This is a genomic window from Streptomyces sp. NPDC030838, from assembly GCF_055572035.1.
The window spans coordinates 683,882-706,806 of sequence record NZ_JBVIED010000002.1 but is presented as its reverse complement, the minus strand read 5'-3'; the positions used below and the strand labels follow the sequence as shown (position 1 = coordinate 706,806).

25 protein-coding genes are annotated in these 22,925 nt (G+C 71.0%); 14 read left to right on the top strand and 11 right to left on the bottom strand.

Annotated features, from left to right (window positions below):
- Window positions 1-159 precede the first annotated feature (159 nt).
- On the top strand, window positions 160-1,353 hold the full coding sequence (locus tag ACZ42A_RS10365) for an RtcB family protein (protein ID WP_468526726.1): 1,194 nt from the start codon (window positions 160-162) through the stop codon (window positions 1,351-1,353).
- Here ACZ42A_RS10365 and ACZ42A_RS10360 read toward each other — a convergent pair.
- The 4 genes from ACZ42A_RS10360 to ACZ42A_RS10345 all read right to left on the bottom strand — a co-directional run bounded on the left by ACZ42A_RS10360 (window position 1,350) and on the right by ACZ42A_RS10345 (window position 4,040).
- Complete coding sequence (locus ACZ42A_RS10360) at window positions 1,350-2,615, bottom strand: GNAT family N-acetyltransferase (RefSeq protein WP_468526725.1); 1,266 nt, start codon at window positions 2,613-2,615, stop codon at window positions 1,350-1,352. The two genes, ACZ42A_RS10365 and ACZ42A_RS10360, sit on opposite strands and share 4 nt — an antisense overlap.
- A 23-nt stretch (window positions 2,616-2,638) precedes the next feature.
- Window positions 2,639-2,809: a hypothetical protein gene (locus ACZ42A_RS10355; protein ID WP_468526724.1), complete on the bottom strand. Its 171-nt coding sequence runs from the start codon at window positions 2,807-2,809 to the stop codon at window positions 2,639-2,641.
- Complete coding sequence (locus ACZ42A_RS10350) at window positions 2,806-3,585, bottom strand: SDR family NAD(P)-dependent oxidoreductase (RefSeq protein ID WP_468526723.1); 780 nt, start codon at window positions 3,583-3,585, stop codon at window positions 2,806-2,808. Before ACZ42A_RS10350 ends, ACZ42A_RS10355 begins: the two co-directional genes overlap by 4 nt.
- Window positions 3,586-3,704: 119 nt before the next feature.
- The gene (locus ACZ42A_RS10345; protein WP_468526722.1) at window positions 3,705-4,040 is read right to left on the bottom strand and encodes a YnfA family protein; all 336 of its coding nucleotides are present in this window, start codon (window positions 4,038-4,040) and stop codon (window positions 3,705-3,707) included.
- Between the two features lie 121 nt (window positions 4,041-4,161).
- On the opposite strand from ACZ42A_RS10345, the gene ACZ42A_RS10340 reads away from it, so the two are divergent.
- The 5 genes from ACZ42A_RS10340 to ACZ42A_RS10320 all read left to right on the top strand — a co-directional run bounded on the left by ACZ42A_RS10340 (window position 4,162) and on the right by ACZ42A_RS10320 (window position 8,722).
- Window positions 4,162-4,650, top strand: a complete 489-nt coding sequence (locus ACZ42A_RS10340) for a hypothetical protein (protein WP_468526721.1) — start codon at window positions 4,162-4,164, stop codon at window positions 4,648-4,650.
- Between the two features lie 174 nt (window positions 4,651-4,824).
- A complete protein-coding gene (locus ACZ42A_RS10335) occupies window positions 4,825-5,913 on the top strand; it encodes an LLM class flavin-dependent oxidoreductase (RefSeq protein ID WP_468526720.1) in 1,089 nt (362 codons plus the stop codon).
- Window positions 5,910-6,518, top strand: coding sequence for an FMN reductase (locus ACZ42A_RS10330; protein ID WP_468526719.1), 609 nt, complete (start codon window positions 5,910-5,912; stop codon window positions 6,516-6,518). Before ACZ42A_RS10335 ends, ACZ42A_RS10330 begins: the two co-directional genes overlap by 4 nt.
- Before the next feature lie 74 nt (window positions 6,519-6,592).
- Entirely contained in the window at window positions 6,593-7,318 is a 726-nt protein-coding gene (locus ACZ42A_RS10325; RefSeq protein ID WP_468526718.1) for a response regulator transcription factor, read from the top strand.
- A complete protein-coding gene (locus ACZ42A_RS10320) occupies window positions 7,319-8,722 on the top strand; it encodes a HAMP domain-containing sensor histidine kinase (protein ID WP_468526717.1) in 1,404 nt (467 codons plus the stop codon).
- A gap of 4 nt (window positions 8,723-8,726) precedes the next feature.
- Here the strand turns inward: ACZ42A_RS10320 and ACZ42A_RS10315 are convergent, their stop codons facing one another.
- The 4 genes from ACZ42A_RS10315 to ACZ42A_RS10300 form a co-directional block, all read right to left on the bottom strand.
- Window positions 8,727-9,200, bottom strand: a complete 474-nt coding sequence (locus ACZ42A_RS10315) for a GNAT family N-acetyltransferase (RefSeq protein ID WP_468526716.1) — start codon at window positions 9,198-9,200, stop codon at window positions 8,727-8,729.
- A 32-nt stretch (window positions 9,201-9,232) separates the two neighbouring features.
- Window positions 9,233-9,595 carry an ArsR/SmtB family transcription factor gene (locus ACZ42A_RS10310; protein WP_468526715.1) on the bottom strand — a complete coding sequence of 121 codons (363 nt, stop codon included), beginning with the start codon at window positions 9,593-9,595 and terminating at the stop codon, window positions 9,233-9,235.
- 114 nt (window positions 9,596-9,709) lie between these two features.
- Window positions 9,710-10,093, bottom strand: coding sequence for a hypothetical protein (locus ACZ42A_RS10305; protein WP_468526714.1), 384 nt, complete (start codon window positions 10,091-10,093; stop codon window positions 9,710-9,712).
- A gap of 170 nt (window positions 10,094-10,263) precedes the next feature.
- Complete coding sequence (locus ACZ42A_RS10300) at window positions 10,264-10,869, bottom strand: response regulator transcription factor (RefSeq protein WP_468526713.1); 606 nt, start codon at window positions 10,867-10,869, stop codon at window positions 10,264-10,266.
- Between the two features lie 743 nt (window positions 10,870-11,612).
- Here ACZ42A_RS10300 and ACZ42A_RS10295 point away from each other — a divergent pair.
- Together ACZ42A_RS10295 and ACZ42A_RS10290 are read left to right on the top strand one after the other, a co-directional pair.
- Entirely contained in the window at window positions 11,613-12,338 is a 726-nt protein-coding gene (locus ACZ42A_RS10295; protein WP_468526712.1) for a response regulator, read from the top strand.
- Window positions 12,335-13,444: a sensor histidine kinase gene (locus ACZ42A_RS10290; RefSeq protein WP_468526711.1), complete on the top strand. Its 1,110-nt coding sequence runs from the start codon at window positions 12,335-12,337 to the stop codon at window positions 13,442-13,444. The genes ACZ42A_RS10295 and ACZ42A_RS10290 overlap by 4 nt, the downstream gene beginning before the upstream one ends.
- Window positions 13,445-13,474: 30 nt before the next feature.
- Here the strand turns inward: ACZ42A_RS10290 and ACZ42A_RS10285 are convergent, their stop codons facing one another.
- Window positions 13,475-15,262 carry an ABC transporter ATP-binding protein gene (locus ACZ42A_RS10285; RefSeq protein ID WP_468526710.1) on the bottom strand — a complete coding sequence of 596 codons (1,788 nt, stop codon included), beginning with the start codon at window positions 15,260-15,262 and terminating at the stop codon, window positions 13,475-13,477.
- Window positions 15,263-15,732: 470 nt separating this feature from the next.
- Here ACZ42A_RS10285 and ACZ42A_RS10280 point away from each other — a divergent pair, with 470 nt between their 5' ends.
- On the top strand, window positions 15,733-16,893 hold the full coding sequence (locus tag ACZ42A_RS10280) for a DUF418 domain-containing protein (RefSeq protein ID WP_468526709.1): 1,161 nt from the start codon (window positions 15,733-15,735) through the stop codon (window positions 16,891-16,893).
- 30 nt (window positions 16,894-16,923) lie between these two features.
- On the opposite strand, the gene ACZ42A_RS10275 is transcribed toward ACZ42A_RS10280, so the two are convergent.
- Window positions 16,924-17,118, bottom strand: a complete 195-nt coding sequence (locus ACZ42A_RS10275; protein WP_468526708.1) for a hypothetical protein — start codon at window positions 17,116-17,118, stop codon at window positions 16,924-16,926.
- A gap of 106 nt (window positions 17,119-17,224) precedes the next feature.
- Window positions 17,225-17,662 (bottom strand): hypothetical protein, encoded by a 438-nt coding sequence (locus ACZ42A_RS10270; protein ID WP_003974483.1) that lies wholly within the window; start codon window positions 17,660-17,662, stop codon window positions 17,225-17,227.
- Between the two features lie 465 nt (window positions 17,663-18,127).
- On the opposite strand from ACZ42A_RS10270, the gene hemL reads away from it, so the two are divergent.
- The 5 genes from hemL (at window position 18,128) to ACZ42A_RS10245 (ending at window position 22,924) form a co-directional block, all read left to right on the top strand.
- On the top strand, window positions 18,128-19,447 hold the full coding sequence (hemL, locus tag ACZ42A_RS10265) for a glutamate-1-semialdehyde 2,1-aminomutase (protein WP_468526707.1): 1,320 nt from the start codon (window positions 18,128-18,130) through the stop codon (window positions 19,445-19,447).
- Complete coding sequence (locus ACZ42A_RS10260) at window positions 19,444-20,118, top strand: histidine phosphatase family protein (RefSeq protein ID WP_468526706.1); 675 nt, start codon at window positions 19,444-19,446, stop codon at window positions 20,116-20,118. The genes hemL and ACZ42A_RS10260 overlap by 4 nt, the downstream gene beginning before the upstream one ends.
- A gap of 141 nt (window positions 20,119-20,259) precedes the next feature.
- Window positions 20,260-21,498, top strand: a complete 1,239-nt coding sequence (locus ACZ42A_RS10255) for a polysaccharide deacetylase family protein (RefSeq protein ID WP_468526705.1) — start codon at window positions 20,260-20,262, stop codon at window positions 21,496-21,498.
- Window positions 21,499-21,564: 66 nt separating this feature from the next.
- Window positions 21,565-22,155 carry a TlpA family protein disulfide reductase gene (locus ACZ42A_RS10250; RefSeq protein WP_468526704.1) on the top strand — a complete coding sequence of 197 codons (591 nt, stop codon included), beginning with the start codon at window positions 21,565-21,567 and terminating at the stop codon, window positions 22,153-22,155.
- Between the two features lies 1 nt (window position 22,156).
- On the top strand, window positions 22,157-22,924 hold the full coding sequence (locus tag ACZ42A_RS10245; RefSeq protein WP_468526703.1) for a cytochrome c biogenesis CcdA family protein: 768 nt from the start codon (window positions 22,157-22,159) through the stop codon (window positions 22,922-22,924).
- Window position 22,925 lies beyond the last annotated feature (1 nt).

The window sequence follows — 22,925 nt, the reverse complement described above, 5'->3', positions numbered from 1 at the left end:
GGTAAATCGGTTGGCGGGCCGATGACTGCCCTGGACACAATGTGTATCGCACGCGCAGCCGTGGATGCCGGTTCGTTGCCCTGTTCATCAACCTTGGCACCGGTTTTTGCGATTCGAGAATTCCGTTGTGTTCGTTCCGTTTTACGGGGGATGAGGCGTATGTCGTACGTGGAGATGCCGGGCGCGAAGGTGCCGATCCGGATGTGGACCGACCCGGCGACGGTCGAGGAGGGCGCCCTCCAGCAGCTCCGCAACGTCGCGACCCTGCCGTGGATCAAGGGCCTGGCGGTCATGCCGGACGTCCACTACGGCAAGGGCGCGACCGTCGGCTCCGTCATCGCCATGCGGGGCGCGGTGTGCCCGGCGGCGGTCGGGGTCGACATCGGGTGCGGCATGTCGGCGGTGAAGACGTCGCTGACCGCCAACGACCTCCCGGGGGACCTGTCCCGGCTGCGCTCGAAGATCGAGCAGGCGATTCCGGTGGGGCGGGGCATGCATGACGATCCGGTCGATCCGGGGCGGCTGCATGGGTTCGGCACGGCCGGGTGGTCCGACTTCTGGGGGCGGTTCGACGGTGTCGCGGACGCGGTGAAGTTCCGTGAGGAGCGGGCCGCCAAGCAGATGGGAACGCTTGGAAGCGGCAACCACTTTGTCGAAGTCTGTCTCGATTCGACCGGCGCTCTCTGGCTCATGCTGCACTCCGGATCCCGCAACATCGGCAAGGAACTCGCCGAGCACCACATCGGCATAGCCCAGAAGCTCCCGCACAACCAGGGCCTGGTCGACCGCGACCTGGCGGTCTTCATCGCGGACACCCCGCAGATGGCCGCCTACCACAACGACCTGTTCTGGGCGCAGGAGTACGCGAAGTACAACCGCTCGATCATGATGGCGCTCCTGAAGGACGTGATCCGCAAGGAGTTCAAGAAGGCCAAGCCGACCTTCGAGCAGGAGATCAGCTGCCACCACAACTACGTGGCGGAGGAGCGGTACGAGGGCATGGACCTGCTCGTGACCCGCAAGGGCGCGATCCGGGCCGGCTCCGGCGAGTACGGGATCATCCCGGGCTCGATGGGCACGGGCTCGTACATCGTGAAGGGCCTCGGCAACGAGATGTCCTTCAACTCCGCGTCCCACGGCGCGGGCCGGCGCATGAGCCGCAACGCGGCCAAGCGCCGGTTCACCACGAAGGACCTGGAGGAGCAGACACGGGGCGTGGAGTGCCGTAAGGACTCCGGCGTCGTGGACGAGATCCCGGGTGCCTACAAGCCGATCGAGCAGGTCATCGACCAGCAGCGGGACCTCGTCGAGGTCGTCGCGAAGCTCAAGCAGGTCGTCTGCGTGAAGGGCTAGCCGAGCCGCTTCTCCAGGAGCGTCACCGCGTACGGGCTGCCCGAGCCGTCCGTCTTGGCCTGTTGTTCGCCGACGACCGTGTAGCCCGCCGACTCGTAGTACGCGCGCAGGCGGGGGTTGGTGGTCAGGCAGTCCAGGCGGCTGTATGGGCGGGTGGACGCCTCGATGCGGGACTCGGCGTGGGTGAGGAGGGCGCGGCCGGTGCCGGGTGGGGCGGTGTGGGGGACCGTCATCAGGCGGTGGATGTAGCCCGCGTCCGGGGGGCGGGGGCCCCAGGCCGCCGGGTCGGTCCACCACAGTTCGTAGGCGCCCGCCAGGTGGCCGTCGGCGTACGCCAGCCAGACCTCGCCCTCGCGGATGCGGGTGCGGAAGTGGGCCTCGTCCTTCTCGCCGGGCTTCCACTGGTCGATGCCCCGGGCCAGTTGCCAGAGGGCCGCCGTGTCGCGGAGGCGGACGAGGGCGGGGGCGTCCGTCTCGGTGGCCTGGTGGTAGGTGAGGGGCGGGCTGGTGGTCGGGCGGTTGTCGAGGAGGTGGGTGCGGAGGGTCGCCGCCAGTTCCTTCGCGTTCATCTCGAGGGCTTGCTCGACGTAGCCCTCGACCGAGCCGTAGCGGGCCTTCAGGGCCGTCAGGAACAGGCGCATCACCGATTCCGGGGCGCGGCCGAAGGCCGGCCAGGTCGGGGTGCGGCCGTCGTTGCGGGCCGACCACTCCCGCAGCAGGGCGGGGGTCGCCAGCTCCGTGAGGCTGAAGTCCTCGACGATCGTCGGTTCGTCGACGCCGAGCAGGCCGAGGACCAGCGCCGCCAGTTCGCCCGTGCGGTCCTTGCCCGAGGCGCAGTGGAAGACCAGGGGGGTGCCGGAGCGGGCCGCTTCGGTGATCAGTTCCAGCGCTTGGCGGATCTCCTTCGTGCCGTCCTCGGCGACCTCCATGAAGCGCTCGGCGAGATAGGGGCCGGGGTCGATGTCCGGGGTCAACGCGGCCTGGTTGTACGGGCGGTGCTCGATGCTGAGGTTGTGGTACGTGACGGACGGGTGCTCGGGGACACGGCCGCGGGCGTCGATCTCCCAGGGGTGGCGCAGGTCGATCACCGTGCCGATGCCCAGGGACAGGAAGCGGTCCCAGTCGGGGGTGCCGGGTGCGAGCTTGCCGAGGGAGTCCGAGCGGTACAGGCGTCCCGGGCGGACGCGGAGGCCGTCGGTGGTCGGATAGCCGCCCAGGTCGCGGAAGTTGTGCAGACCGGCGAAGGGTATGTGTCTGTCCACGGTCGTCGAGCCTACGGGTCGGCCTATTTGTTCGGGGCGTGCGTCACCGCGTAGATCATGACGAAGGCGATGAAGTGGATGCCGAAGAGGAAGTAGGCGAGCCACATCCACATGTGGCGCTCGCCGTACTTCTCGCGGGCCCGGCGGGCCGCCCGCTGCTGCTCCGACTCGGGTGCCGGACCCGTGTCCGTCACGGTGTTTCCCGGTGCAGCTTGGTGTTGGAGGCCTGGGCGCGCGGGCGCACCACCAGCAGGTCGATGTTGACGTGGCTGGGGCGGGTCACCGCCCAGGTGATGGTGTCGGCCACGTCGTCGGCGGTCAGCGGGTCCGGCACGCCCTCGTACACCTTCGCCGCCCGCTCGGCGTCGCCGCCGAACCGGGTCAGCGCGAACTCGTCGGTCTTCACCAGGCCGGGCGCGACCTCGATCACCCGCACCGGACGGCCGACGATCTCCAGGCGGAGCGTCTCGGCGAGGACGTGGGCGCCGTGCTTGGCGGCGACATAGCCCGCGCCGCCCTCGTAGGTGCCGTGCCCGGCGGTGGAGGAGACGACGACCACCGTGCCGTCGCCGCTCGCCTCCAGCTTGGGCAGCAGGGCCTGGGTGAGGTTGAGGGTGCCGATGACGTTGGTCTCGTACATCTGCCGCCAGTCGGCGGGGTCGCCGCTCTCCACCGGGTCGAGGCCGAGGGCGCCGCCCGCGTTGTTGACCAGCACGCCGACGGTCTTGAAGGCGGTGGCGAACTCGTCGACCGCCGCGCGGTCGGTGACGTCCAGCGGGTAGGCGGCCGCGGAGTGGCCCGCCGCGTTGATCTCCTCGGCCAGCGCCTCGATCCGGTCCTTGCGGCGGGCGGTGAGGACGACGCGGTACCCGGCCGCGGCGAGCCGGCGGGCGGTGGCGGCGCCGATTCCGCTGCTCGCACCGGTGACGACGGCGATGCGGGACGCGGCGGACGGGGCGGCGGTGGCCATGGGGCTGCTCCTCGGTCTGGCGTTCGTGCGGTCGGGCTCCCGTCAGGGTACGTGGCGGGGGTGCGCCCGCGGCGTGGAGTTCCGTGGCGTGGACGGGGCGGCGGTGCGGGTGTGGGCGGTCAGTTGCCGCGCGGCGCCCACATGATCACCGCCATGCCGGCGAGGCAGATCAGCGCGCCGGTGATGTCCCAGCGGTCGGGCCGGTACCCGTCCGCGATCACGCCCCAGAGGATCGACCCGGCGACGAAGATCCCGCCGTACGCGGCGAGGACGCGGCCGAAGTGGGCGTCCGGCTGGAACGTGGCGACGAAGCCGTAGGCGCCCAGGGCCAGCACGCCGCCGGTCACCCACAGCCAGCCGCGGTGTTCCCGCAGTCCCTGCCAGACCAGCCAGGCGCCGCCGATCTCGAAGAGGGCGGCGACGACGAACAGGGCGGCGGAGCGGAGGATCGTCATGCCGGTCAGCCTCGCACGCGGGCATCGGTGCGCTGTCACCTGATGGACGGCGCCTGCCGGGCGGGCTTCGGGGGATACATGCGCTGGGGGACGCGCAGGGCGGTGTGTGAGGAGTGGTGGCGTGCGCAGGCGAGGGTTCGTGACGGGTACGGCGGTGCTGGCGCTGCTGTTCGGTGCGGCGCCGGGCGCGGCCGGGGCGCACAAGGGCGAGGCTCGGGCGCACAAGGGCGAGGCCGATCTGGCGTATCACGGTGCGGCCGAGCTGACGGGCGGGCGGCTCGATGTGCGGTTCGTGCCGCGCAACCACGGGCCGTCCGCCGTACCGGAGGCGACCGTACGGCTGCGCTGGTCGGCGGCGCTGGAGGACCGGCAGGAGCTGCCGGAGGGGTGTGCGCGGTCGGGGCCGCGGGGGGTGATGTGCGAGGTCGCCGCGCTGGCGGCGGATGAGCTGGGGGAGCAGGTGCGGCTGCGGGTGCGGCTGAGCGGGGCGCCGGCCGAGGTGCTGATGGAGTTCGACACGGTGTGGGGTGGCGGCACGGTGGACCGGAACCGGGAGAACGACCGGCAGCGGGTGCTGGTGCTGGATACGGGGGATGCGTACTACTTCTGACGTTCGTTGCCGGGTGCGGGTGGTCGGGGGCTGGTCGGGCCCACGCGGCGGAGCCGCATATCGACACAGCCCCGCGCCCCTCTGCCGGAGCCCCTCGACGTGGGGAATAGGGGGCCCTCCGTTGCCGTTCTGTGCGTATAGTTGAACGGTCAACCACTTGGAGGGTGAGCGGCCATGCAGTTCGGGATCTTCAGTGTCGGGGATGTCACGCCGGACCCGACCACCGGGCGTACGCCGACCGAGCGCGAGCGGATCAAGGCCATGGTCGCCATCGCGTTGAAGGCGGAGGAGGCCGGGCTCGACGTCTTCGCGACCGGTGAGCACCACAACCCGCCGTTCGTGCCGTCGTCGCCGACGACCATGCTCGGCTACATAGCGGCCCGTACCGAGCGGCTGATCCTGTCCACGTCCACGACGCTGATCACCACCAACGACCCGGTGAAGATCGCCGAGGACTTCGCGATGCTCCAGCACCTGGCCGACGGGCGCGTGGACCTGATGATGGGGCGCGGGAACACCGGACCCGTCTATCCGTGGTTCGGGCAGGACATCCGGCAGGGCATCAACCTCGCCATCGAGAACTACGCCCTGCTGCACCGCCTGTGGCGCGAGGACGTCGTGAACTGGGAGGGGAAGTTCCGTACGCCCCTGCAGGGCTTCACGTCCACGCCCCGCCCGCTGGACGGCGTACCGCCCTTCGTCTGGCACGGCTCGATCCGCTCGCCGGAGATCGCCGAGCAGGCCGCGTACTACGGCGACGGCTTCTTCCACAACAACATCTTCTGGCCGGCCGACCACACCAAGCGGATGGTCGAGCTGTACCGGGAGCGGTACGCCCACTACGGGCACGGCACCCCCGAGCAGGCGATCGTCGGCCTCGGCGGCCAGGTGTTCATGCGGCGCAACTCGCAGGACGCGGTGCGCGAGTTCCGGCCGTACTTCGACAACGCGCCGGTCTACGGGCACGGGCCCTCCCTGGAGGACTTCACCGACCAGACCCCGCTGACCGTCGGCACGCCGGAGCAGGTGATCGAGAAGACGCTGACCTTCCGCGAGTACGCCGGCGACTACCAGCGCCAGCTGTTCCTGGTCGACCACGCGGGGCTGCCGCTGAAGACCGTGCTGGAGCAGATCGACATGCTGGGCGAGGAGGTCGTGCCCGTGCTGCGCAAGGAGTTCGCCGCCCGGCGGCCGGCGGGCGTGCCGGAGGCGCCGACCCACCAGTCCCTGCTCGCCGCCGCCAAGAAGGAGGTCCTGGCATGAAGCTCGTCATCGTCTCGGCGGGGCTGAGCGTCCCGTCGTCCACCCGGCTGCTGGCCGACCGGCTGGCGGCGGCCACCGCCGAGCGGACCTCGGCGGAGGTGGAGGTCGTGGAGCTGCGCGATCTCGCCGTGGAGATCGCGCACCACTTCACCAACGGCTTCCCGGGGCGGAAGCTGGCCGCCGCGATCGACGCCGTGACCGGGGCGGACGGACTGATCGTGGTCACGCCCGTCTTCTCCGCCTCGTACAGCGGACTGTTCAAGTCGTTCTTCGACGTGATCGACAAGGACGCGCTGGCCGGGAAGCCGGTGCTGATCGCCGCGACCGGCGGCACCGCCCGGCACTCGCTGGTGCTGGAGCACGCCCTGCGTCCGCTCTTCGCCTACCTGCGGGCCGTGGTCGTCCCGACCGGGGTCTACGCCGCCTCGGAGGACTGGGGAGCGGAAGGCCTGGACGGGCGGATCGAGCGGGCCGCGGGGGAGCTGGCGGCGCTGATGGGCGCGGTGGGCGCCGGGGCTCCGGCGGTGCCGAGGCAGCAGGGCGGTGACGGGCTGACCGTCGTGCCGTTCGAGGAGCAGCTGGCCGCGCTGCGGCGGGCCGGGTGAGAGGGCGGTAAGAAGCGGGGCCGGGCGTCGGCCGTCCGGTCGTACGGCCGTACGGCTTTGCCACACTGGGACGCGTGGCCCCGACTGTTCTGCTCGCCGAAGACGACCGCGCGATCCGGCACGCCCTGGAGCGGGCCCTGACCCTGGAGGGGTACCGGGTCACCGCGGTCGCCGACGGCGTCGAGGCACTGGCGCAGGCGCACCGCACCCCGCCGGACGTGCTGGTCCTGGACGTGATGATGCCGGGGATCGACGGACTCCAGGTGTGCCGGGTGCTGCGCGCCGAGGGCGACCGGACGCCGATCCTGATGCTGACGGCGCTGGTGGAGACCGCGGACCGGATCGCGGGCCTGGACGCCGGCGCCGACGACTACGTGGTGAAGCCCTTCGACGTCGAGGAGGTCTTCGCCCGGCTGCGCGCCCTGCTGCGCCGCACCGCCCCGCAGACCGACGGGCCGGCCGATCCGCCTCCCCCGCCGGTGAAGGCCCCCGAGGCGGGTCGGCTGATCGAGGGCGCCGGGCTGCGGATGGACCCGCGGGCGCGGCGCGCCTGGCGGGGCGAGCGCGAACTGGAGCTGACCCGCACCGAGTTCGAGCTGCTGGAACTGCTGGTGCGCAACGCGGGGGTCGTCCTCGACCACGCCACGATCTACGACCGCATCTGGGGCTACGACTTCGGGCCCGGCTCGAAGAACCTCGCCGTCTACGTCGGCTATCTGCGCCGCAAGCTCGACCAGCCCGGCGCGCCGCAGCTGATCCACACGGTGCGCGGCGTGGGTTACGTGCTGCGGGAGGACTGAGTGGGGTGGCGGCCGCGGCTGGTGTCGCTGCGCACCACGTTCGCGGTGTCCTTCGCGACGGTCACGGCCGTGGTGACCGTCCTGGTCGGGTTCCTCTCCTACACCGCCGCCGCCCGGCTGGTCCGGGTCGACCAGGTGTCGGTGTTCGACGAGGTCGTGCGGGATCTGCGGGGCGAGGTGCGGCAGTACCGGATGAGCCCGGCGGACTTCTCCTCCTCGGCGCCGGGCCATGACCTCGTACGCCCTGCCCGTACGGACGTACAGGTGCTGGGCCCGGACGGCGGCATCGTCGACAAGGGCAACCCGGGGCTGCCGGTGACGGGCTCCGACCGGGAGGTCGCCGCCGCGCGCACCGCCGGGCAGCTCGTCGTGCACGAGGACGTCGACGTCGGCGACGACGTGTACCGCGTCGCCACCGTCGCGCTCGGGGGCGGGCGGGGCGCGGTGCAGGTGGCGCAGGAGTTCAGTGACACCGAGGATCTGCTGCGGGCGCTCCAGCAGCGGACGGTGCTGCTGATGGCGGCCGTGGTCGTCGGGGCCGGGCTGTTCGGGTGGTGGCTGGCCCGGCGGATCACCCGGCGCCTGGTCATCCTCACCGACGCCGCCGAGGCCGTCGCCCGCACCCGGCGGCTCGGCATCGAGGTGCCCGTCACCGGGCACGACGAGGTGGGGCGGCTCGGCCGCGCCTTCGACCGGATGCTCGGCCGGCTCGCCCAGTCCGAGGAGGACCAGCGCCGCCTGGTCCAGGACGCGGGCCACGAACTCCGTACGCCCCTCACGTCCCTGCGGACGAACATCTCCCTGCTCCGCCGGATCGACGAACTCCCGCCCGCCACCCGCGCCGAACTGGTCGCCGACCTCGGCCAGGAGGCCCGGGAACTGACCGACCTGGTCAACGAGCTGGTCGATCTCGCGGCCGGCCAGTCCGACACCGAGCCGCCGCAGCGGGTGGACCTGGCCGACCTCGCCGAGGACGTGGTGGGGCTGGCCCGGCGCCGTACCGGCCGGGAGATCACGCTGCGGGTCGGCGGTGACACGACGGTGGAGGGGCGGCCGGGGATGCTGACCCGGGCCATGTCCAACCTGGTGGAGAACGCGGCGAAGTTCGACCGGGCGGGGACGGCCCCCATCGAGCTGGTGCTGTCCGGCCCCGGTCAGGGCTGTGCCGGCCCGGTCCGGGTCGAGGTTCTCGACCGCGGCCCCGGCATCAGCGACACCGACCTCGACCGCATCTTCGACCGCTTCTACCGCGCGGCCGACGCGCGGTCGCTGCCCGGCTCCGGGCTGGGCCTGTCCATCGTCCGCGAGGTGGCGATGGCGCACGGGGGCACGCCGTTCGCGCGAGCGCGGGACGGGGGCGGGTCGGTGATCGGCTTCACGGTGGTCGCCGCGGGCGGTGCCTGAACGCTCAGTCGACCAGGGGGCTGCGGCGCTCCAGGAGGACGACGTCGCGCCAGCGGCCGTGGTGGCGGCCGATGCGCTCGCGGGTGCCGATGACGCGGAAGCCGGCGCGTTCGTGGAGGGCGAGGCTGGCGGTGTTCTCCGGGAAGACGCCGGACTGGATGGTCCAGACGCCGGCCGCCTCGGTGGAGTCGACGAGGGCCTTCAGCAGCGTGGAGGCGACTCCGCGCCCCCGGGCGCCGGGGTCGACGTACACCGAATGCTCCACGACCCCGGCGTACGCGCACCGGTCGGAGACGCGGGTGGCGGCGACCCAGCCGAGCACCGCGCCGCGCTCGTCGAGGGCGACGAAGCGGTGCTCGGGCAGCTTCGCGCTGTCGAACTCCTGCCAGGTCGGCGCGGTGGTCTCGAAGGTGGCGTTCCCCTCGTCGATCCCGGCCTGGTAGATGGCGAGGACGGCGTCGGCGTGTGCGTCGGTCATGGGCGCGACCGTGACGCTGCTCGGGCGGGGCATCAGGCGGCGACGGGCGCGACGACGAGCAGCTTGCCCATGGCCGCGAGGACGGACGGCTCGACCCGGTAGTAGACCCAGGTGCCGCGCCGCTCGGAGGTGAGCAGGCCGGCCTCCTTCAGCTTCTTCAGGTGGTGCGAGACGGTCGGCTGGGAGACGCCGACGTCGGAGATGTCGCACACGCACGCCTCGCCGCCGGGGTGCGAGGCGACCGAGGAGAACAGCCGCAGCCGCACCGGGTCACCGAGGGCCTTGAACATCCGCGCGGCGGTCTCGGCCTCCTCGGCGGTGAAGGGGCGCTCGGTGAGGGGCGGGCAGCACGGGGCGACGGGGATCGGCGCTGCGGGAACTTCCGTGGACGACATGCGTCCATATTCACACTCGTCGAAGCAGGTGCCAAGGTGGCGACTGCGGGATATCGACGAACGGTGAAACAGGCGCTCCTGCTGACGCGCGCGGCGGGCCGGGTCCCGGGGGCTCTACGGCGCCTCGAGGTCCCTTGTCTGGGTGGTACCCGTGCCCTTCGGGCGCTTGATCGTGAACTCGTCCGTGTAGGTGCCGCCGCCCTTGCACGTGACGGTGGCCACCGCCGCGTCGCCCTTCTTGGAGATCTTCGTGAACTTGACCGAGTACTCGTTCGTCTCGGCTACGCCGCTCTTGTCCGTGCGGGTTTCGTCGCCGTCCTCCGTCTCGATCGTCACCCGGTTCGGGGAGTTGCCGTTAGCGCAGTCTTCGACCTCTCCCGTGACCGTGACTGTCGCCTTGGCCGGGTCGGCCGCGGCCGGGCCCGCCCCCGCGAGAGCGCTGCCGACTGTCAGGGGGAATGCCGCTGCGATGGCGATGATGGTGGCGCGCTTGCGCATGATGTCTCCAGCTTTCGGTCCCGCGCCGCACGCCGCGATCGGAATGCGGAGGGACGCGGTGGTGTGACTTACCTCACCAACCTGTGGCTTTGACGTGCGTGGGTCAAGGGGGACACCTACCCACGCCAGGGTGGGTAGGACTACCCACAAAGCAGCACGTCAGCGCAGGTCTACGCCCTCTCGGTGAGGCCCTGCTCCAGGGCGAGCCGGGTGAGGTCGGACCGGCGTCGGGTGCCCGTCTTCTCGCCGATCCGGTCGAGATGCGAATGCACGGTGTGCTTGCTGATACGGAGTTCCGCGGCGATCTCCTGATCGGTCCAGCCCCGCGCGAGCAGCCGCAGCACTTCCTGCTCGCGGTCGGTGAGACGAGGGGTCTCTTTCAGCAGGGCGTCGACCCCGGCGGACACGTATGTACGGCCCGACCCCACGACCCGGATCGCGGTCAGCAACTCGTCCCCCTCGGCCTGCCGGCCCAGACATCCGCCGGCACCGGCCCGGATGATCTCCACCGCGTCGATCTCCGCGGAGGACGACGCGACGATGACCGCGTGCCCCCGCTTCCGCAGCTCCGCCACGGTCGCGGCGAGCCGCCTCCGCGGTTGCAGAAGGTCCATGAGGACCACGTCGGCGCCCGTCAGACTGCCGTCCGCGTCCTGGACCGACGACGCGGTGGCGACCAGCTGGAGGTCGGGAGCGGTGTCGATCAGATGCGAGATGCCGTGCCGGACGAGGGGGCAGTCGCCGACGACCGCGATGCGCAGGACTGCGGTACTCACAGGCACGGACTCCGATCTCGCGCGGGGACCTGGGCCCTGTCGTTCGGATCGGCCCGGCGTCGCGGGCCCTAGGGCCTGTCTTCCGGATCAGACCGGCGTCGCGGGCCCTGGCACGTGCATCTGCCGCGTTGTCGTCGGTCGCCGACGCTCCGCGTCGACTCCCTCCTCCGCCTTGCAGCTGCACGCACCAGACCCCGCTCGGGTCGGCCAAGACGCACCGCTTCTTGCAGCCGGCCTGATCCGGAAGACAGGCCCTAGCCCTCAGCCTCTGCGGCAGCGGCGGTTCCGGCGCGCCGGATTAGCCCGTCCGAAGAACGCCGCCTGCGCGGCGCGACGAAGCGTGCACCCGGCTCAGGGCCACACCAGGCAGTACGGCTGATGCCCCGCCTCATGCAGCCGGTGCGAGAAGTCCTGCCACTCGTGCAGCGAGTGGGACGGGCGAGGTGCTGACCTGGGGTTTCTCGGGTGGAACGGCGTTGACCTGCCGAAACTCCTCTCGGTGGTTCTCACCGGTCAACGCAGTTTCCCGGGCTCATGTGCCCTGGATGTGCCCTCGGGACACGTGCCGGGGCAGGTATTCATGCCCGGATTTGGCGCCCATGGGGCCTTGATGAGCCGGCAGAAGGCTGTGATGTCCCTGCCGATTGGAGGGAGCTGCCCCGCCGGGTGGCTGGGGCTGCCGTCTGTCTGGCTGTCGGGTCTGTGCAGTGGCTTTAGGGTCGAGTCGGCATGGGCCGGGCAGCATGGACGAAGATGAGGCGGAGCGCGTGATCCGGGTAGTGGTGGTGGACGACGAGGCACTGGTCCGTTCCGGCTTCGAACTCATTCTGGGCGCGGCCGAGGACATCGAGGTCGTCGCGACCGCCGGCGGGGGCGGTGCCGTGGAAACCGTGCGCCGGGAGCGGCCCGACGTGGTCCTGCTGGACATCCGGATGCCGGACGTCGACGGGCTCACCGTCCTGCGCGAGCTGCGCGCGATGCCGGATCCGCCGGTGGTGGCGATGCTGACCACGTTCGACGCCGACGAGTACATCCTGACCGCGCTGCACTCCGGGGCAGCCGGTTTCCTCCTCAAGGACACCGAGCCGGAGCAGCTCGCCCACCTGGTGCGCACCCTTGCCGCGGGCGGCATCGTGCTGTCCCCCAAGGCGTCGCGGACACTGCTGCGCAACCACCCCGGCGGGGCGGCCGTCGACGAGGAGGCGGCCCGCGTCCGGCTGCTCACCGCCCGGGAACGCGATGTCCTTGTCCTGGTGGCTGAGGGCCTGTCGAACGCGGACATCGGGGCGCGCATCCACTTGAGCGCCGGTACGGTCAAGGACCACGTCAGCGCGATCCTCACGAAGCTGCGGGTGACGAGCCGGGTGCAGGCCGCGCTGCTGGCGCAGCGGGCCGGACTGCTCGACGACCGCCCGCAGTCGCAGGCCGGACTGCTCGACGAGCGCCCGCAGTCGCAGGCCGGACGATGAGCCGCGCCGCAGCTGCTGGGAAGCGGGTTCCCACTCCGGTCGTCGACGTCCTTCTGGTGGCGGTGGCGGCCGTGGACGTATGGCTGAACATGTGGGAGCACACGGGCCTCGGGGTCTCGCTGGCCGCGGTCGGCTGCGCAGCGTTGGCTTTCCGGCGCCGGTTCCCGCTCGCCGTGTTCCTGCTCACCCTGCCCATCGCGCTGATGCAGGATGTCGCCGTCGCTGTGCTCGTGGCGCTGTTCACCCTGGCCGAGCGCTCCCGCAACCGCCGTCTCCTCGCGGTGTGCGTCGCCCTGGCCGCCGTCGCGGGCAGTACCCCGTGGCCCTTGGCCGAGGCCGACCGGACCATGACGCTGGTCTTCTTCGTGTACGGCCTGGCGACCTCCGCCGCCCCGGTCCTCTTCGGCCAGCTCCTCCAGGCACAACGGGACCTGGCGCGGCGGCTGGACGAGATCGAGGAGGCCAGGGAACACGAGCGGGCCCTGCACGCCCAGGCCGTGCTCGCCCGTGAACGCGCCCAGCTGGCCCGGGAGATGCACGACGTGGTCTCCCACCAGGTCAGCCTGATCGCCGTACGGGCCGGAGCCCTCCAGGTCGCCACCAAGGACGCGGACGCCAAGGAGGCCGCCCGCACGATCCGTTCGCTGAGCGTCACCACGCTCGACGAACTGCGCACCATGGTCACGCTGTTGCGCGCCTCCGGCGGTCGCGCCACCGAGCTGACGCCTCAGCCCACTCTCGCCGACCTCCACAAACTGGTGGAATCAAGCGGCACTCACGCGGAACTGACCGGCGAGCTCCCGCCCGCCGTGGGCACCCCCGCCCAACGAGCCATCTACCGCACGGTCCAGGAGGCGCTGACCAACGTACGCAAGCACGCCCCCGGCGCCGCGGCCCGCGTCGAACTGTGGCAGGACGGCGACGACGTCGGGGTGACTGTCACCAACACCGCGCCCACGCGTCCCTCCCTGTCCCTGCCCGGCTCGCAGCAGGGCCTGATCGGCCTGCGGGAACGGGCCGACATCCTGCACGGAACCCTGGAGTCGGGCGCGACAGCCGAGGGCGGCTACCGGGTGCGGCTGCGGATCCCGCTCGGCGCGGACTGACCGACCGGAACTTCCTGCTGTTCTGGTGGGTCATCGCGCGGGGGTCAGGAGCTGGGTGGCCGCCAGCCGCGCGTACAGCCGGTCCTGGGCCACCAGTTCCTCATGGGTGCCCACCGAGCGGACCCGGCCGGATTCCATGACGACGATCCGGTCGGCGCCGGTCACCGTCGACAGGCGGTGGGCCACCACCAGCACGGTGGTCTCCCGGGCCACCTCCGTGACGACGTCCCGCAGCGCGAGCTCGTTGACGGCGTCCAGCTGCGAGGTCGCCTCGTCCAGGAGCAGCAGCCGGGGCCTCCGCAGCAGGGCGCGGGCGATGGCGACGCGCTGCCGCTCGCCACCCGACAGCTTCGAGCCGCGGTGCCCGACCGGGGTGTCCAGGCCGTGGGGCAGGCGCTCGACGAGGGCGTCGAGCTTCGTCCGGGCCAGGACGTCGCGGATGTCGTCGTCCGTCGCGGCGGGCGCGGCGAAGACCAGGTTCTCCCTGAGTGTGCCGGCCAGCACCGGGGCGTCCTGTTCCACGTACCCGATGGCGGACCGCAGCTCGGCCAGGGACCAGTCCCGCACGTCCTTTCCGTCGACCAGGATTCGGCCGCCGGTGGCCTCGTGGAACCGCTCGATGAGCGCGAACACCGTCGACTTACCCGCGCCCGAGGGGCCGACGAAGGCCGTCATCCCGGTGCGCGGCACATCGAAGCTCACCTGCCGATGGGTGTACGGCAGGCCCGGACGGTAGCGGAAGGACACGTCCTCGAAGCGGACCGACGCCGGACCCGACACCGTTGCCATCTGCCGGGGCAGGGTGCCCGTCCGGCGGCCGGCCGGCTCTGTCGACAGGTGTTCCACCTGCGCGATCCGGGAGATCGCGGCGGCCCCCTCCTGATAGTGGGACACGGCGTCGACCAGCTTGGACACCGGCTCGATCAGGTAGAAGAGGTACAGCAGGAAGGCGATGAGGGTGGACACGGGAATCTCCCCGGACGCCACCCGCGCCCCGCCGACCCCGAGCACTGCCAGGAAGGCCAGCTGGACGGCGAGTTCGTCCGCCGAGCCCGCCACGGCCTCCCACTTCGCGCTCTTCACGCCGTGCCGCCACGCCCGCCGCGCCGCCGCCTCCACCCGGGCGGTCTCCCGCTCCTCGGCACCGGACGCCTTCACCGTGCGGAACGCCCCGAGGGACCGCTCCAGCGCGACGGAGATCTCCCCGACCGCCTCCTGCGCCCGCTCGGTGGCGCGTGCGATGTGTGGCATCACCAGCGCGGTGGCCCCGCCGACCAGCACGACCACACCGAGCGTCACAACCAGGAGTACGACGTCCAGGAACGCCATCATCACGATCGCCGCCACGAAGGCCACCGCGCCGGTGGCCGCGGAGACGACCGCCTGGGTGCTGACCGCCCGCAGCAACGTCGTGTCCGAGGTGACCCGGGACATCAGATCACCCGGCGGGACCCGCTCCCACTCCGCGATCCGCAACCGCAGCAACCGCCCCACCAGGGTGCGCCGCGCGGCCAGGACCACCGACTCCGCCGTCCGCTCCAGCACGTACGCGCCGAACGCCTCGACCGCCGTGCCCAGGAGGACCAGGACGGTGAGCGCGATCAGTATTCCGGTGATGGTCTCACCGGAGGCGAGCCGGTCCACCAGTGTCTTCGTGGCCAGCGGCTGCAGCAGCCCCCCGGCGGCCCCGACGAGGGCGCACAGCAGGCCGAGGGCGACGGCCCACCGGTGCGGCCGGACGTACGCGTACAGGGCCTTGATCGTCTCTCGGGTGGACAGGGGAGTTCCATCCGTCGTCGGGGCGGATGCGGTGTTCACGACATTCCTTTCTTCTGCAGTGTGCCGGGCACCACATCAGCGGTCCCGCAGGGGCGGCGTCACGGTCCGTCACGTCGGCCGATGATCCGAGGACGTCCTCGCGCTCGTTGCGTCGCGCACGGTGTGCCATGCCTCCAGCCTGGAAGCCCGTCCGCCCCGCGCCCATCCGGCAACCGTCGGGTCCATCCCCGCCGAGTGGCTGAAGAAGACAGCCGTCCGGTCGTACCGGACCGGCCGGGGACCGAGACTCCGCCGGTCGGCAGGGCGGTACCCGCCGATCGGCGGGGGCCTCACCGAAGACCGCCGGATGGTCCGCCCCCTGACGTGCACGCGAAGTTCTCCGTATGACACAGACACAGCCGCCGCACGAGACATCAGCGCCGCAGGAGACATCAGCTCCGCAGGAGAACTCGCCTCCGCCGTCCCGAACCTCCCTCGAGTCCGCCGCGCCGGCCTCGCCCGGTGCCTCCATGGGACGCCTCGTCGGGGTGGACCTGGCCCGCGCGCTGGCGGTGTTCGGCATGTACGTCGTGCACATCGGCCCCCCGCTGTCGGCCACGGACGGCGTCGCCAGCTGGATCCGGTACCTGGCGGACGGTCACTCGTCGGTCCTGTTCGCCACCCTCGCCGGGTTCTCACTGATGCTGCTCGCCGGCCGCCTCGAGCCCAAGACCGGTCTGGCCGGCCGGCAGGCGAAAGCCCGGATCGCGATCCGCGCCGTCGTCCTGCTGGCGCTGGGCACCGTGATGGCGATGGAGTACGGGGGAGTGATCATCCTCGGCTTCTACGGCGTCTACTTCCTCCTCGCCCTGCCCCTGGTGCGACTGCGCGCCAGGACCCTCGCGATCATCGCGGCTGCGTTCGCCCTCGTCACACCGCAGCTGGCTTTCGCCCTGACCTCGCTGCTGAGCGAGTCGGTCCAGCAGAGCATCAACGCCTACGACCCGCTCCGCCGCCTCAGCGAGGTGGGAGTGCTCGATCTGCTGCTCACCGGCTTCTACCCGGCGCTCACGTGGATGTCGTTCGTGACCGCGGGCATGGCACTGGGCCGCCTCGACCTGTCCTCCGGCACTGTCCAGCGCCGCCTGGCCGCGCTCGGTGCCACCCTCACCGTCACCGCGTACGGCATGTCCTTGCTGCTCGCCGGCAAGGACGCGTTGCGGAGCACGGCCGAAGACGGGTCATCATCCGGCGGCTCCGGTTCCATGCCCCTCGACAGCGGATCGGTACCCCTCGACAGCGGGTCGTTCCCCGACATGCCGGCGTCGATGCTCCTGACGGCCGGGCCGCACAGCGGCACCACGTTCGACATCATCGGCAGCGTCGGGGTCGCGATCCTCGTGATCGTCGGGGCAACGGTGGCGATGGACCGCCTGCCGCGACTGCGCCGGCTGGCCAAACCGGTCATCGCCGTGGGCACCATGTCCCTGACCGCCTACGTCGGCCACTTCCTCGCACAGTCCGCGCTGTCCGTGCCCGCCGGGACCAGCACCCAGCAGTCCTGGGTGCCGCTGCTCATGTTCATCCTCGGGGCGATCGTGTTCGCCGCGATCTGGTCCCGCTTCTTCCGCCGCGGCCCCCTGGAGTACCTGCTCAACGCCGGCACCAAGCCGGCGAAGCACATCCGGTGAGACCCGACCAGGGTGGCCTGGCGGACCGGTTCACCAGAGGGCGCCCTGCTCTGCTGTCTTGCCGGCCTTTGGCGGGTTCACCGCCGCTGACACCCGTGTCTTGGCGCTTATGGAACGGGGTTCGGTCGTCACAGTGCCTGCATCCCGCAGCTGGCGCACGACCCTGATCACCTGCGTCGGGCGGTAGACGGTCTCCAGCAGGGTGTAGCGCTGAAGCTCCTGCACGGTTCGACCCGTGCCCTCAATGTGCCCTGGCGGCCTGACGGCCCCTCCCGGCACATGACGAAGGCGGGGTCCGGAAACCCCGCCCGCCGACCGAGAAAACCGCAGGTCAGGGCCACACCAGGCAGTACGGCTGATGCCCCGCCTCGTGCAGCCGGTGTGAGAAGTCCTGCCACTCGTGCAGCAGCTGGTACACGTTGAACGCGTCCCGCGGTCCGCCCCGGTCCGGGACCGTCGACCAGATGAAGGCCGCCGCGCCGACCGCCTCCTCGCCGATGCCGCGCAGCGGGTCGACGACCGTCATGGGGAGTTTCACGACCGCGTAGTCGGGGTGGAGGACCACCAGTTCCAGGGGCGGGACCTTGTGGAGCGGGACGCCTTCGATGCCCGTGAGGACCATCGCGGCCATGGTCTCCGGCTTGATCTTGGTGAACATGCCGTTCATGCCGAGCTCGTCGCCGCCGAGTTCCTCGGGGCGCATCGAGATCGGGACGCGGGCCGCGGTCGCGCCGTCCGGCGCGCCGAAGTACTTGTACGTCACCCCCACCCGACCACCATTCCTGCTCCCCGCCCGGAGGCGGTCGATCCGTCCGTCCATACGGCGGTCGACCCGCTCTGGTTCACTCGGTAGATCCCGCGCCTGCTGACGTGCTTCGGTCGTGTCCTCCGCGTCGCGTCGGTGCCTTCCCCGCCGGGCACGTCGAGGACCCAGGTCATCAGTCCCCTCGCCCAGTCCGCCACCGCGATGCATATCTCCACCCGACTGCTTTTCTAGGACGCGTGGCCCCCGCCGCGCAACCCGATCATCGTGTCAGTGACCTCCCCCACGGCCGCGCGCCGAAACGTGCGGGGAAACACCAGTCCCCAGGTTCCTCGCGGCGGGAGTCGGCCCCTCTGACCAAGCCATGCCCAGTCTCGCAGATGGGTGGGGCGGACGCTCGGTTCTCCCGCCGCCTACCCTGAGGAGGTCACCCAGCAACCGGAGACCGAGAAGTCGGGGAAGTCGCAGGTCATGAGCGAACTGCCTTATTCATACGAAGCGCCTGTCTCGCAGGCCCTGTTCGACCGTGCGGCGGCCGTCACGCCCGGCGGCGTGAACTCCCCGGTGCGCGCCTTCCGGGCCGTGGGCGGGACGCCCCGGTTCATGGTGTCCGGCAGGGGGCCGTATCTGACGGACGCGGACGGGCGCGAGTACGTGGACCTCGTGTGCTCCTGGGGGCCGATGATCCTCGGGCACTCGCACCCCGAGGTCATCGCCGCCGTGCAGGAGGCCGTCGCCCGCGGTACCTCCTTCGGTACGCCGGGTGAGGGCGAGGTCGCGCTCGCCGAGGAGATCGTCGCACGGGTCGCTCCCGTCGAGCAGGTGCGGCTCGTTTCCAGTGGGACCGAGGCGACCATGTCGGCCATCCGGCTCGCCCGTGGGTTCACCGGGCGGTCCAAGGTGATCAAGTTCGCCGGGTGCTACCACGGGCACGTCGACGCGCTGCTCGCCTCCGCCGGGTCCGGGCTCGCCACCTTCGCGCTGCCCGACACGCCCGGGGTCACCGGTGCGCAGGCCGGGGACACCATCGTGCTGCCGTACAACGATCTCGACGCCGTACGGGAGGCCTTCCGCGCCCACCCCGGTGAGATCGCCTGCGTCATCACCGAGGCCTCGCCCGGCAACATGGGCGTCGTGCCGCCCATGCCCGGGTTCAACCAGGGCCTCAAGGACGTCTGTGCCGAGAACGGTGCTCTCTACATCTCCGACGAGGTCATGACCGGGTTCCGGACCAGCCGCGCCGGCTGGTTCGGGGTCGACGGGGTGGTCCCCGACCTCATGACCTTCGGGAAGGTCATGGGCGGTGGGTTCCCCGCCGCCGCCTTCGGCGGCCGAGCCGACGTCATGGCGCATCTCGCGCCCGCCGGGCCCGTCTACCAGGCCGGCACCCTCTCCGGGAACCCGGTCGCCACCGCCGCGGGCCTCGCCCAGCTGCGGCTGCTCGACGACGCGGCGTACGCCAAGGTCGACGCCGTCTCGCAGCACATCCAGGCGCTGGTGAGCGAGGCGCTGACGAAGGAGGGCGTCGCGCACACGCTGCAGAACGCCTCCAACATGTTCTCCGTCTTCTTCACCGACCGCCCGGTGCGCAACTACGACGACGCCAAGGCGCAGGAGTCGTTCCGCTTCACCGCGTTCTTCCACGCGATGCTGGCGAACGGCGTCTACCTGCCGCCGTCCTCCTTCGAGTCCTGGTTCGTGTCCACGGCCCACGACGAGCGGGCCGTCCAGCGGATCGCCGACGCCCTTCCGGCGGCGGCCCGAGCGGCGGCGGAGGCGACCGAGCGATGAGTGAGATCACCGTCGTCCATCTGATGCGCCACGGCGAGGTCGCCAATCCGGACGGGATCCTGTACGGGCGGCTGCCCGGGTACCACCTGTCCGACCTCGGGCGGCGGATGGCCGACCGGGTCGCGGAGCACCTGGCCTCCCGGGACATCACCTACGTCTGCTCCTCGCCGCTGGAGCGGGCGCAGGAGACCGCGCAGCCGATCGCCAAGGCGCACGGACTGGACATCGCCACCGACGCGCGGCTGATCGAGGCCGACAACGTCTTCCAGGGCAAGACCTTCGGTGTCGGGGACGGCGCCCTCAAGCGGCCCGAGAACTGGAAGCACCTGGTCAACCCGTTCAAGCCGTCGTGGGGCGAGCCGTACATCGACCAGGTCGTGCGGATGATGGGCGCGCTGGACGCCGCCAAGGACGCCGCCCGCGGGCACGAGGCCGTGCTGGTCAGCCATCAGCTGCCGATCTGGATCGTGCGATCGTACGTCGAGCGGCGGCGGCTGTGGCACGACCCGCGCCGCCGGCAGTGCACCCTCGCCTCGCTGACGTCCTTCACCTACGAGGGCGACCGGATCGTCTCCGTCGGGTACTCCGAGCCCGCCCGCGATCTCGTGCCCGCCCATCTCCTCGCCGGTGCCAAGCCGGTGAAGGGGAAGGACAAGGCTTTCGGGGCGTAGGTCTTCGGGGCGTATGGCCTCTTGTCGGCAGACTCCCTGTGACGGAAAGCGTTACGAAAAGCGGATAATCCGGGGCAACCTCCCCGTTCGTCATGCCCTCTGAGTGGGTGACCACCACAGCGCACGACGGACGGGGATGGCATGCGTCACATCAGCCGCAGGGGAGCGATCGGACTCGGGGCGGGGGCCGCCGCCGCGCTCGGCATCGCCGGATGCGGGATCAACCACACCCCCTCAGAGGGGGTCGGGCATGCCGGGGGTTCCGGCAAGGGCGGAAACAAGCCGAGTTCCCCGCCCGTCCGCCCCATCGGCGACGGCTCCACCGCCTACACCGGCAAGCAGCCCCACCAGCCCCCGGCCCCGGAGCCCCTGGAGCCGGGGCAGACCCCGCCGCAGTTCGTCGTCTTCTCCTGGGACGGGGCCGGCGAGGTCGGCAACGGGCTCTTCCCGCGCTTCCTCGACCTGGCGAAGGAGCACGGCGCGCACATGACCTTCTTCCTCTCCGGGCTGTATCTGCTGCCCGAGTCGAAGAAGCGGCTCTACGACCCGCCGAACAACCCGCGCGGCGCCTCCGACATCGGCTATCTCACCGACGACCACATCAAGGACACGCTGAAGAACGTCCGCCGCGCCTGGCTCGAGGGGCACGAGATCGGCACCCACTTCAACGGCCACTTCTGCGGTGAGGGCCACGGCTCGGTCGCCCACTGGACGTCGCAACAGTGGCGCAGCGAGATCGACCAGGCGAAGGCGTTCGTGAAGGAGTGGAAGACCAACAGCGGGTGGACCGATCTGCCGCCGCTGCCCTTCGACTACGACAAGGAGCTGGTCGGCGGCCGTACGCCCTGTCTGCTGGGGCAGGAGCGGCTGCTGCCGGTCGCGCGGGAGCTGGGCTGGCGCTATGACGCCTCCTCGCCCGGCGGGCGTCAGGTCTGGCCGGTGAAGAAGCAGGGCATCTGGGACCTTCCGCTCCAGCAGATACCTTTCCCCGGGCGCTCGTTCGAGGTCCTGTCCATGGACTACAACATGCTCGCCAACCAGTCCCTGAACTCCACGAACGCGCCCGCCCACAACTACCCGGGCTGGCGGGAGCAGTCGGCGCAGGCGTACATACAGGGATTCAAGCGGGCGTACGAGACAAATCGCGCACCCTTCTTCATCGGCAACCACTTCGAGCAGTGGAACGGCGGCATCTACATGGACGCCGTCGAGGAGGCGCTGAAGCACATCGCCCGGGAGAAGGAGAAGGGCGAGGACGTACGGCTGGTCTCCTTCCGGCAGTTCACGGACTGGCTGGACGTGCAGCGGCCCGAGGTGCTGGCCAAGCTGCGCACGCTGGAGGTGGGGCAGGCGCCGGCCGGGGGCTGGAAGCGGTTCTGAAATGGGGGTTTGCGTCAGTAAGGGGGGTGCCCAAGATCCCCTGAACGGGCATGCGAAACTTTTCACATGAGTGCCGTCAGCCGTACCACCCTGCTCGCCGCCGGTGCCGTCGTCACCGCGCTGACGCTGTCCGCCTGTACGTCCGGGGGAACCTCGGGCGGCGGCGGCAACACCAACTTCGTCACCGGGAACGACGGCATCGCCAAGGCCGCGAAGGGCGAGCGCGGCCAGGCGCCCGAGCTGTCCGGCAAGACCATCCACGGTGACCCGCTCAGCACCGCCGACTTCAAGGGCAAGGTGCTCGTGCTGAACGTGTGGGGCTCCTGGTGCGGGCCCTGCCGGGTCGAGGCCAAGCACTTCGAGAAGGTCTACAAGGACGTCAAGGACCAGGGCGTCGAGTTCGTCGGCATCAACACCCGCGACACCAGCACCACCCCCGCGGTCGCCTTCGAGAAGGAGCAGGGGATCACCTACCCCAGCCTCTACGACCCCACGGGCAAGCTGCTGCTGCGCTTCGAGAAGGGCACGCTCAACCCGCAGCTCGTCCCCTCCACGCTGGTCGTCGACCGCGAGGGGAAGATCGCGGCGCGGGCTCTGCAGGCGCTGAGCGAAGAGAAGCTGCGCAGCATGATCGAGCCGGTCCTGGCGGAGAAGTGACGTGACCGCCACTCTCGCCGCGGTCACCGACCCGAACCAGACCGTGCTGAACGGGGCGCTGCTGCTCGCCCTGCCGATCGCCGTCCTCGGCGGACTCGTCTCCTTCTTCTCCCCGTGCGTCCTGCCGCTCGTCCCCGGCTATCTGTCGTACGTCACCGGAGTCACCGGCACCGATCTCGCCGAGGCCCGGCGCGGCCGGATGGTCGCCGGTGCCTCGCTGTTCGTGCTGGGCTTCACCGCCGTCTTCGTCTCCGGCGGGGCGCTGTTCGGCTACTTCGGCGAGAGCCTGCGGGAGCAGCAGACCGTCCTGACCCGGGTGCTCGGCGTCCTCATGATCGTCCTGGGTGTCTTCTTCATGGGCCTGATGCCCTGGCTCACCCAGCGCGAGTTCCGCTTCCACAAGCGGCCGGTGACCGGGCTCGCGGGGGCGCCCGTGCTGGGCGCGCTGTTCGGCATCGGCTGGACGCCGTGCATCGGCCCGACCCTCGCCTCGGCGCAGGCGCTGGCGATGCAGCAGGCGAGCGCGGGCCGCGGCGCCCTGCTGACCGTCGCCTACTGCCTCGGTCTCGGCCTGCCCTTCGTGCTCGCCGCGGTCGCCTTCCGCAAGGCCCTCGGCGCCTTCGGCTGGATCAAGCGCCACTATGTCTGGGTGATGCGCATCGGCGGCACCATGATGATCGCGACCGGTGTGCTGCTGCTGACCGGCGCGTGGGACCGCATCGTCCAGGAGATGCAGGTCTGGTCCGACGGCTTCGTTGTGGGGATCTGAT

Excerpts from the sequence above, each read along its gene's own strand:
- ACZ42A_RS10365 (WP_468526726.1), top strand. The coding sequence starts at position 160 with ATGTCGTACGTGGAGATGCCGGGCGCGAAGGTGCCGATCCGGATGTGG.
- ACZ42A_RS10350 (WP_468526723.1), bottom strand. The coding sequence starts at position 3,585 with ATGGCCACCGCCGCCCCGTCCGCCGCGTCCCGCATCGCCGTCGTCACC.
- ACZ42A_RS10345 (WP_468526722.1), bottom strand. The coding sequence starts at position 4,040 with ATGACGATCCTCCGCTCCGCCGCCCTGTTCGTCGTCGCCGCCCTCTTC.
- ACZ42A_RS10335 (WP_468526720.1), top strand. The coding sequence starts at position 4,825 with ATGCAGTTCGGGATCTTCAGTGTCGGGGATGTCACGCCGGACCCGACC.
- ACZ42A_RS10330 (WP_468526719.1), top strand. The coding sequence starts at position 5,910 with ATGAAGCTCGTCATCGTCTCGGCGGGGCTGAGCGTCCCGTCGTCCACC.
- ACZ42A_RS10315 (WP_468526716.1), bottom strand. The coding sequence starts at position 9,200 with ATGACCGACGCACACGCCGACGCCGTCCTCGCCATCTACCAGGCCGGG.
- ACZ42A_RS10310 (WP_468526715.1), bottom strand. The coding sequence starts at position 9,595 with ATGTCGTCCACGGAAGTTCCCGCAGCGCCGATCCCCGTCGCCCCGTGC.
- ACZ42A_RS10305 (WP_468526714.1), bottom strand. The coding sequence starts at position 10,093 with ATGCGCAAGCGCGCCACCATCATCGCCATCGCAGCGGCATTCCCCCTG.
- ACZ42A_RS10295 (WP_468526712.1), top strand. The coding sequence starts at position 11,613 with ATGGACGAAGATGAGGCGGAGCGCGTGATCCGGGTAGTGGTGGTGGAC.
- ACZ42A_RS10290 (WP_468526711.1), top strand. The coding sequence starts at position 12,335 with ATGAGCCGCGCCGCAGCTGCTGGGAAGCGGGTTCCCACTCCGGTCGTC.
- ACZ42A_RS10280 (WP_468526709.1), top strand. The coding sequence starts at position 15,733 with ATGGGACGCCTCGTCGGGGTGGACCTGGCCCGCGCGCTGGCGGTGTTC.
- hemL (WP_468526707.1), top strand. The coding sequence starts at position 18,128 with ATGAGCGAACTGCCTTATTCATACGAAGCGCCTGTCTCGCAGGCCCTG.
- ACZ42A_RS10260 (WP_468526706.1), top strand. The coding sequence starts at position 19,444 with ATGAGTGAGATCACCGTCGTCCATCTGATGCGCCACGGCGAGGTCGCC.
- ACZ42A_RS10255 (WP_468526705.1), top strand. The coding sequence starts at position 20,260 with ATGCGTCACATCAGCCGCAGGGGAGCGATCGGACTCGGGGCGGGGGCC.
- ACZ42A_RS10250 (WP_468526704.1), top strand. The coding sequence starts at position 21,565 with ATGAGTGCCGTCAGCCGTACCACCCTGCTCGCCGCCGGTGCCGTCGTC.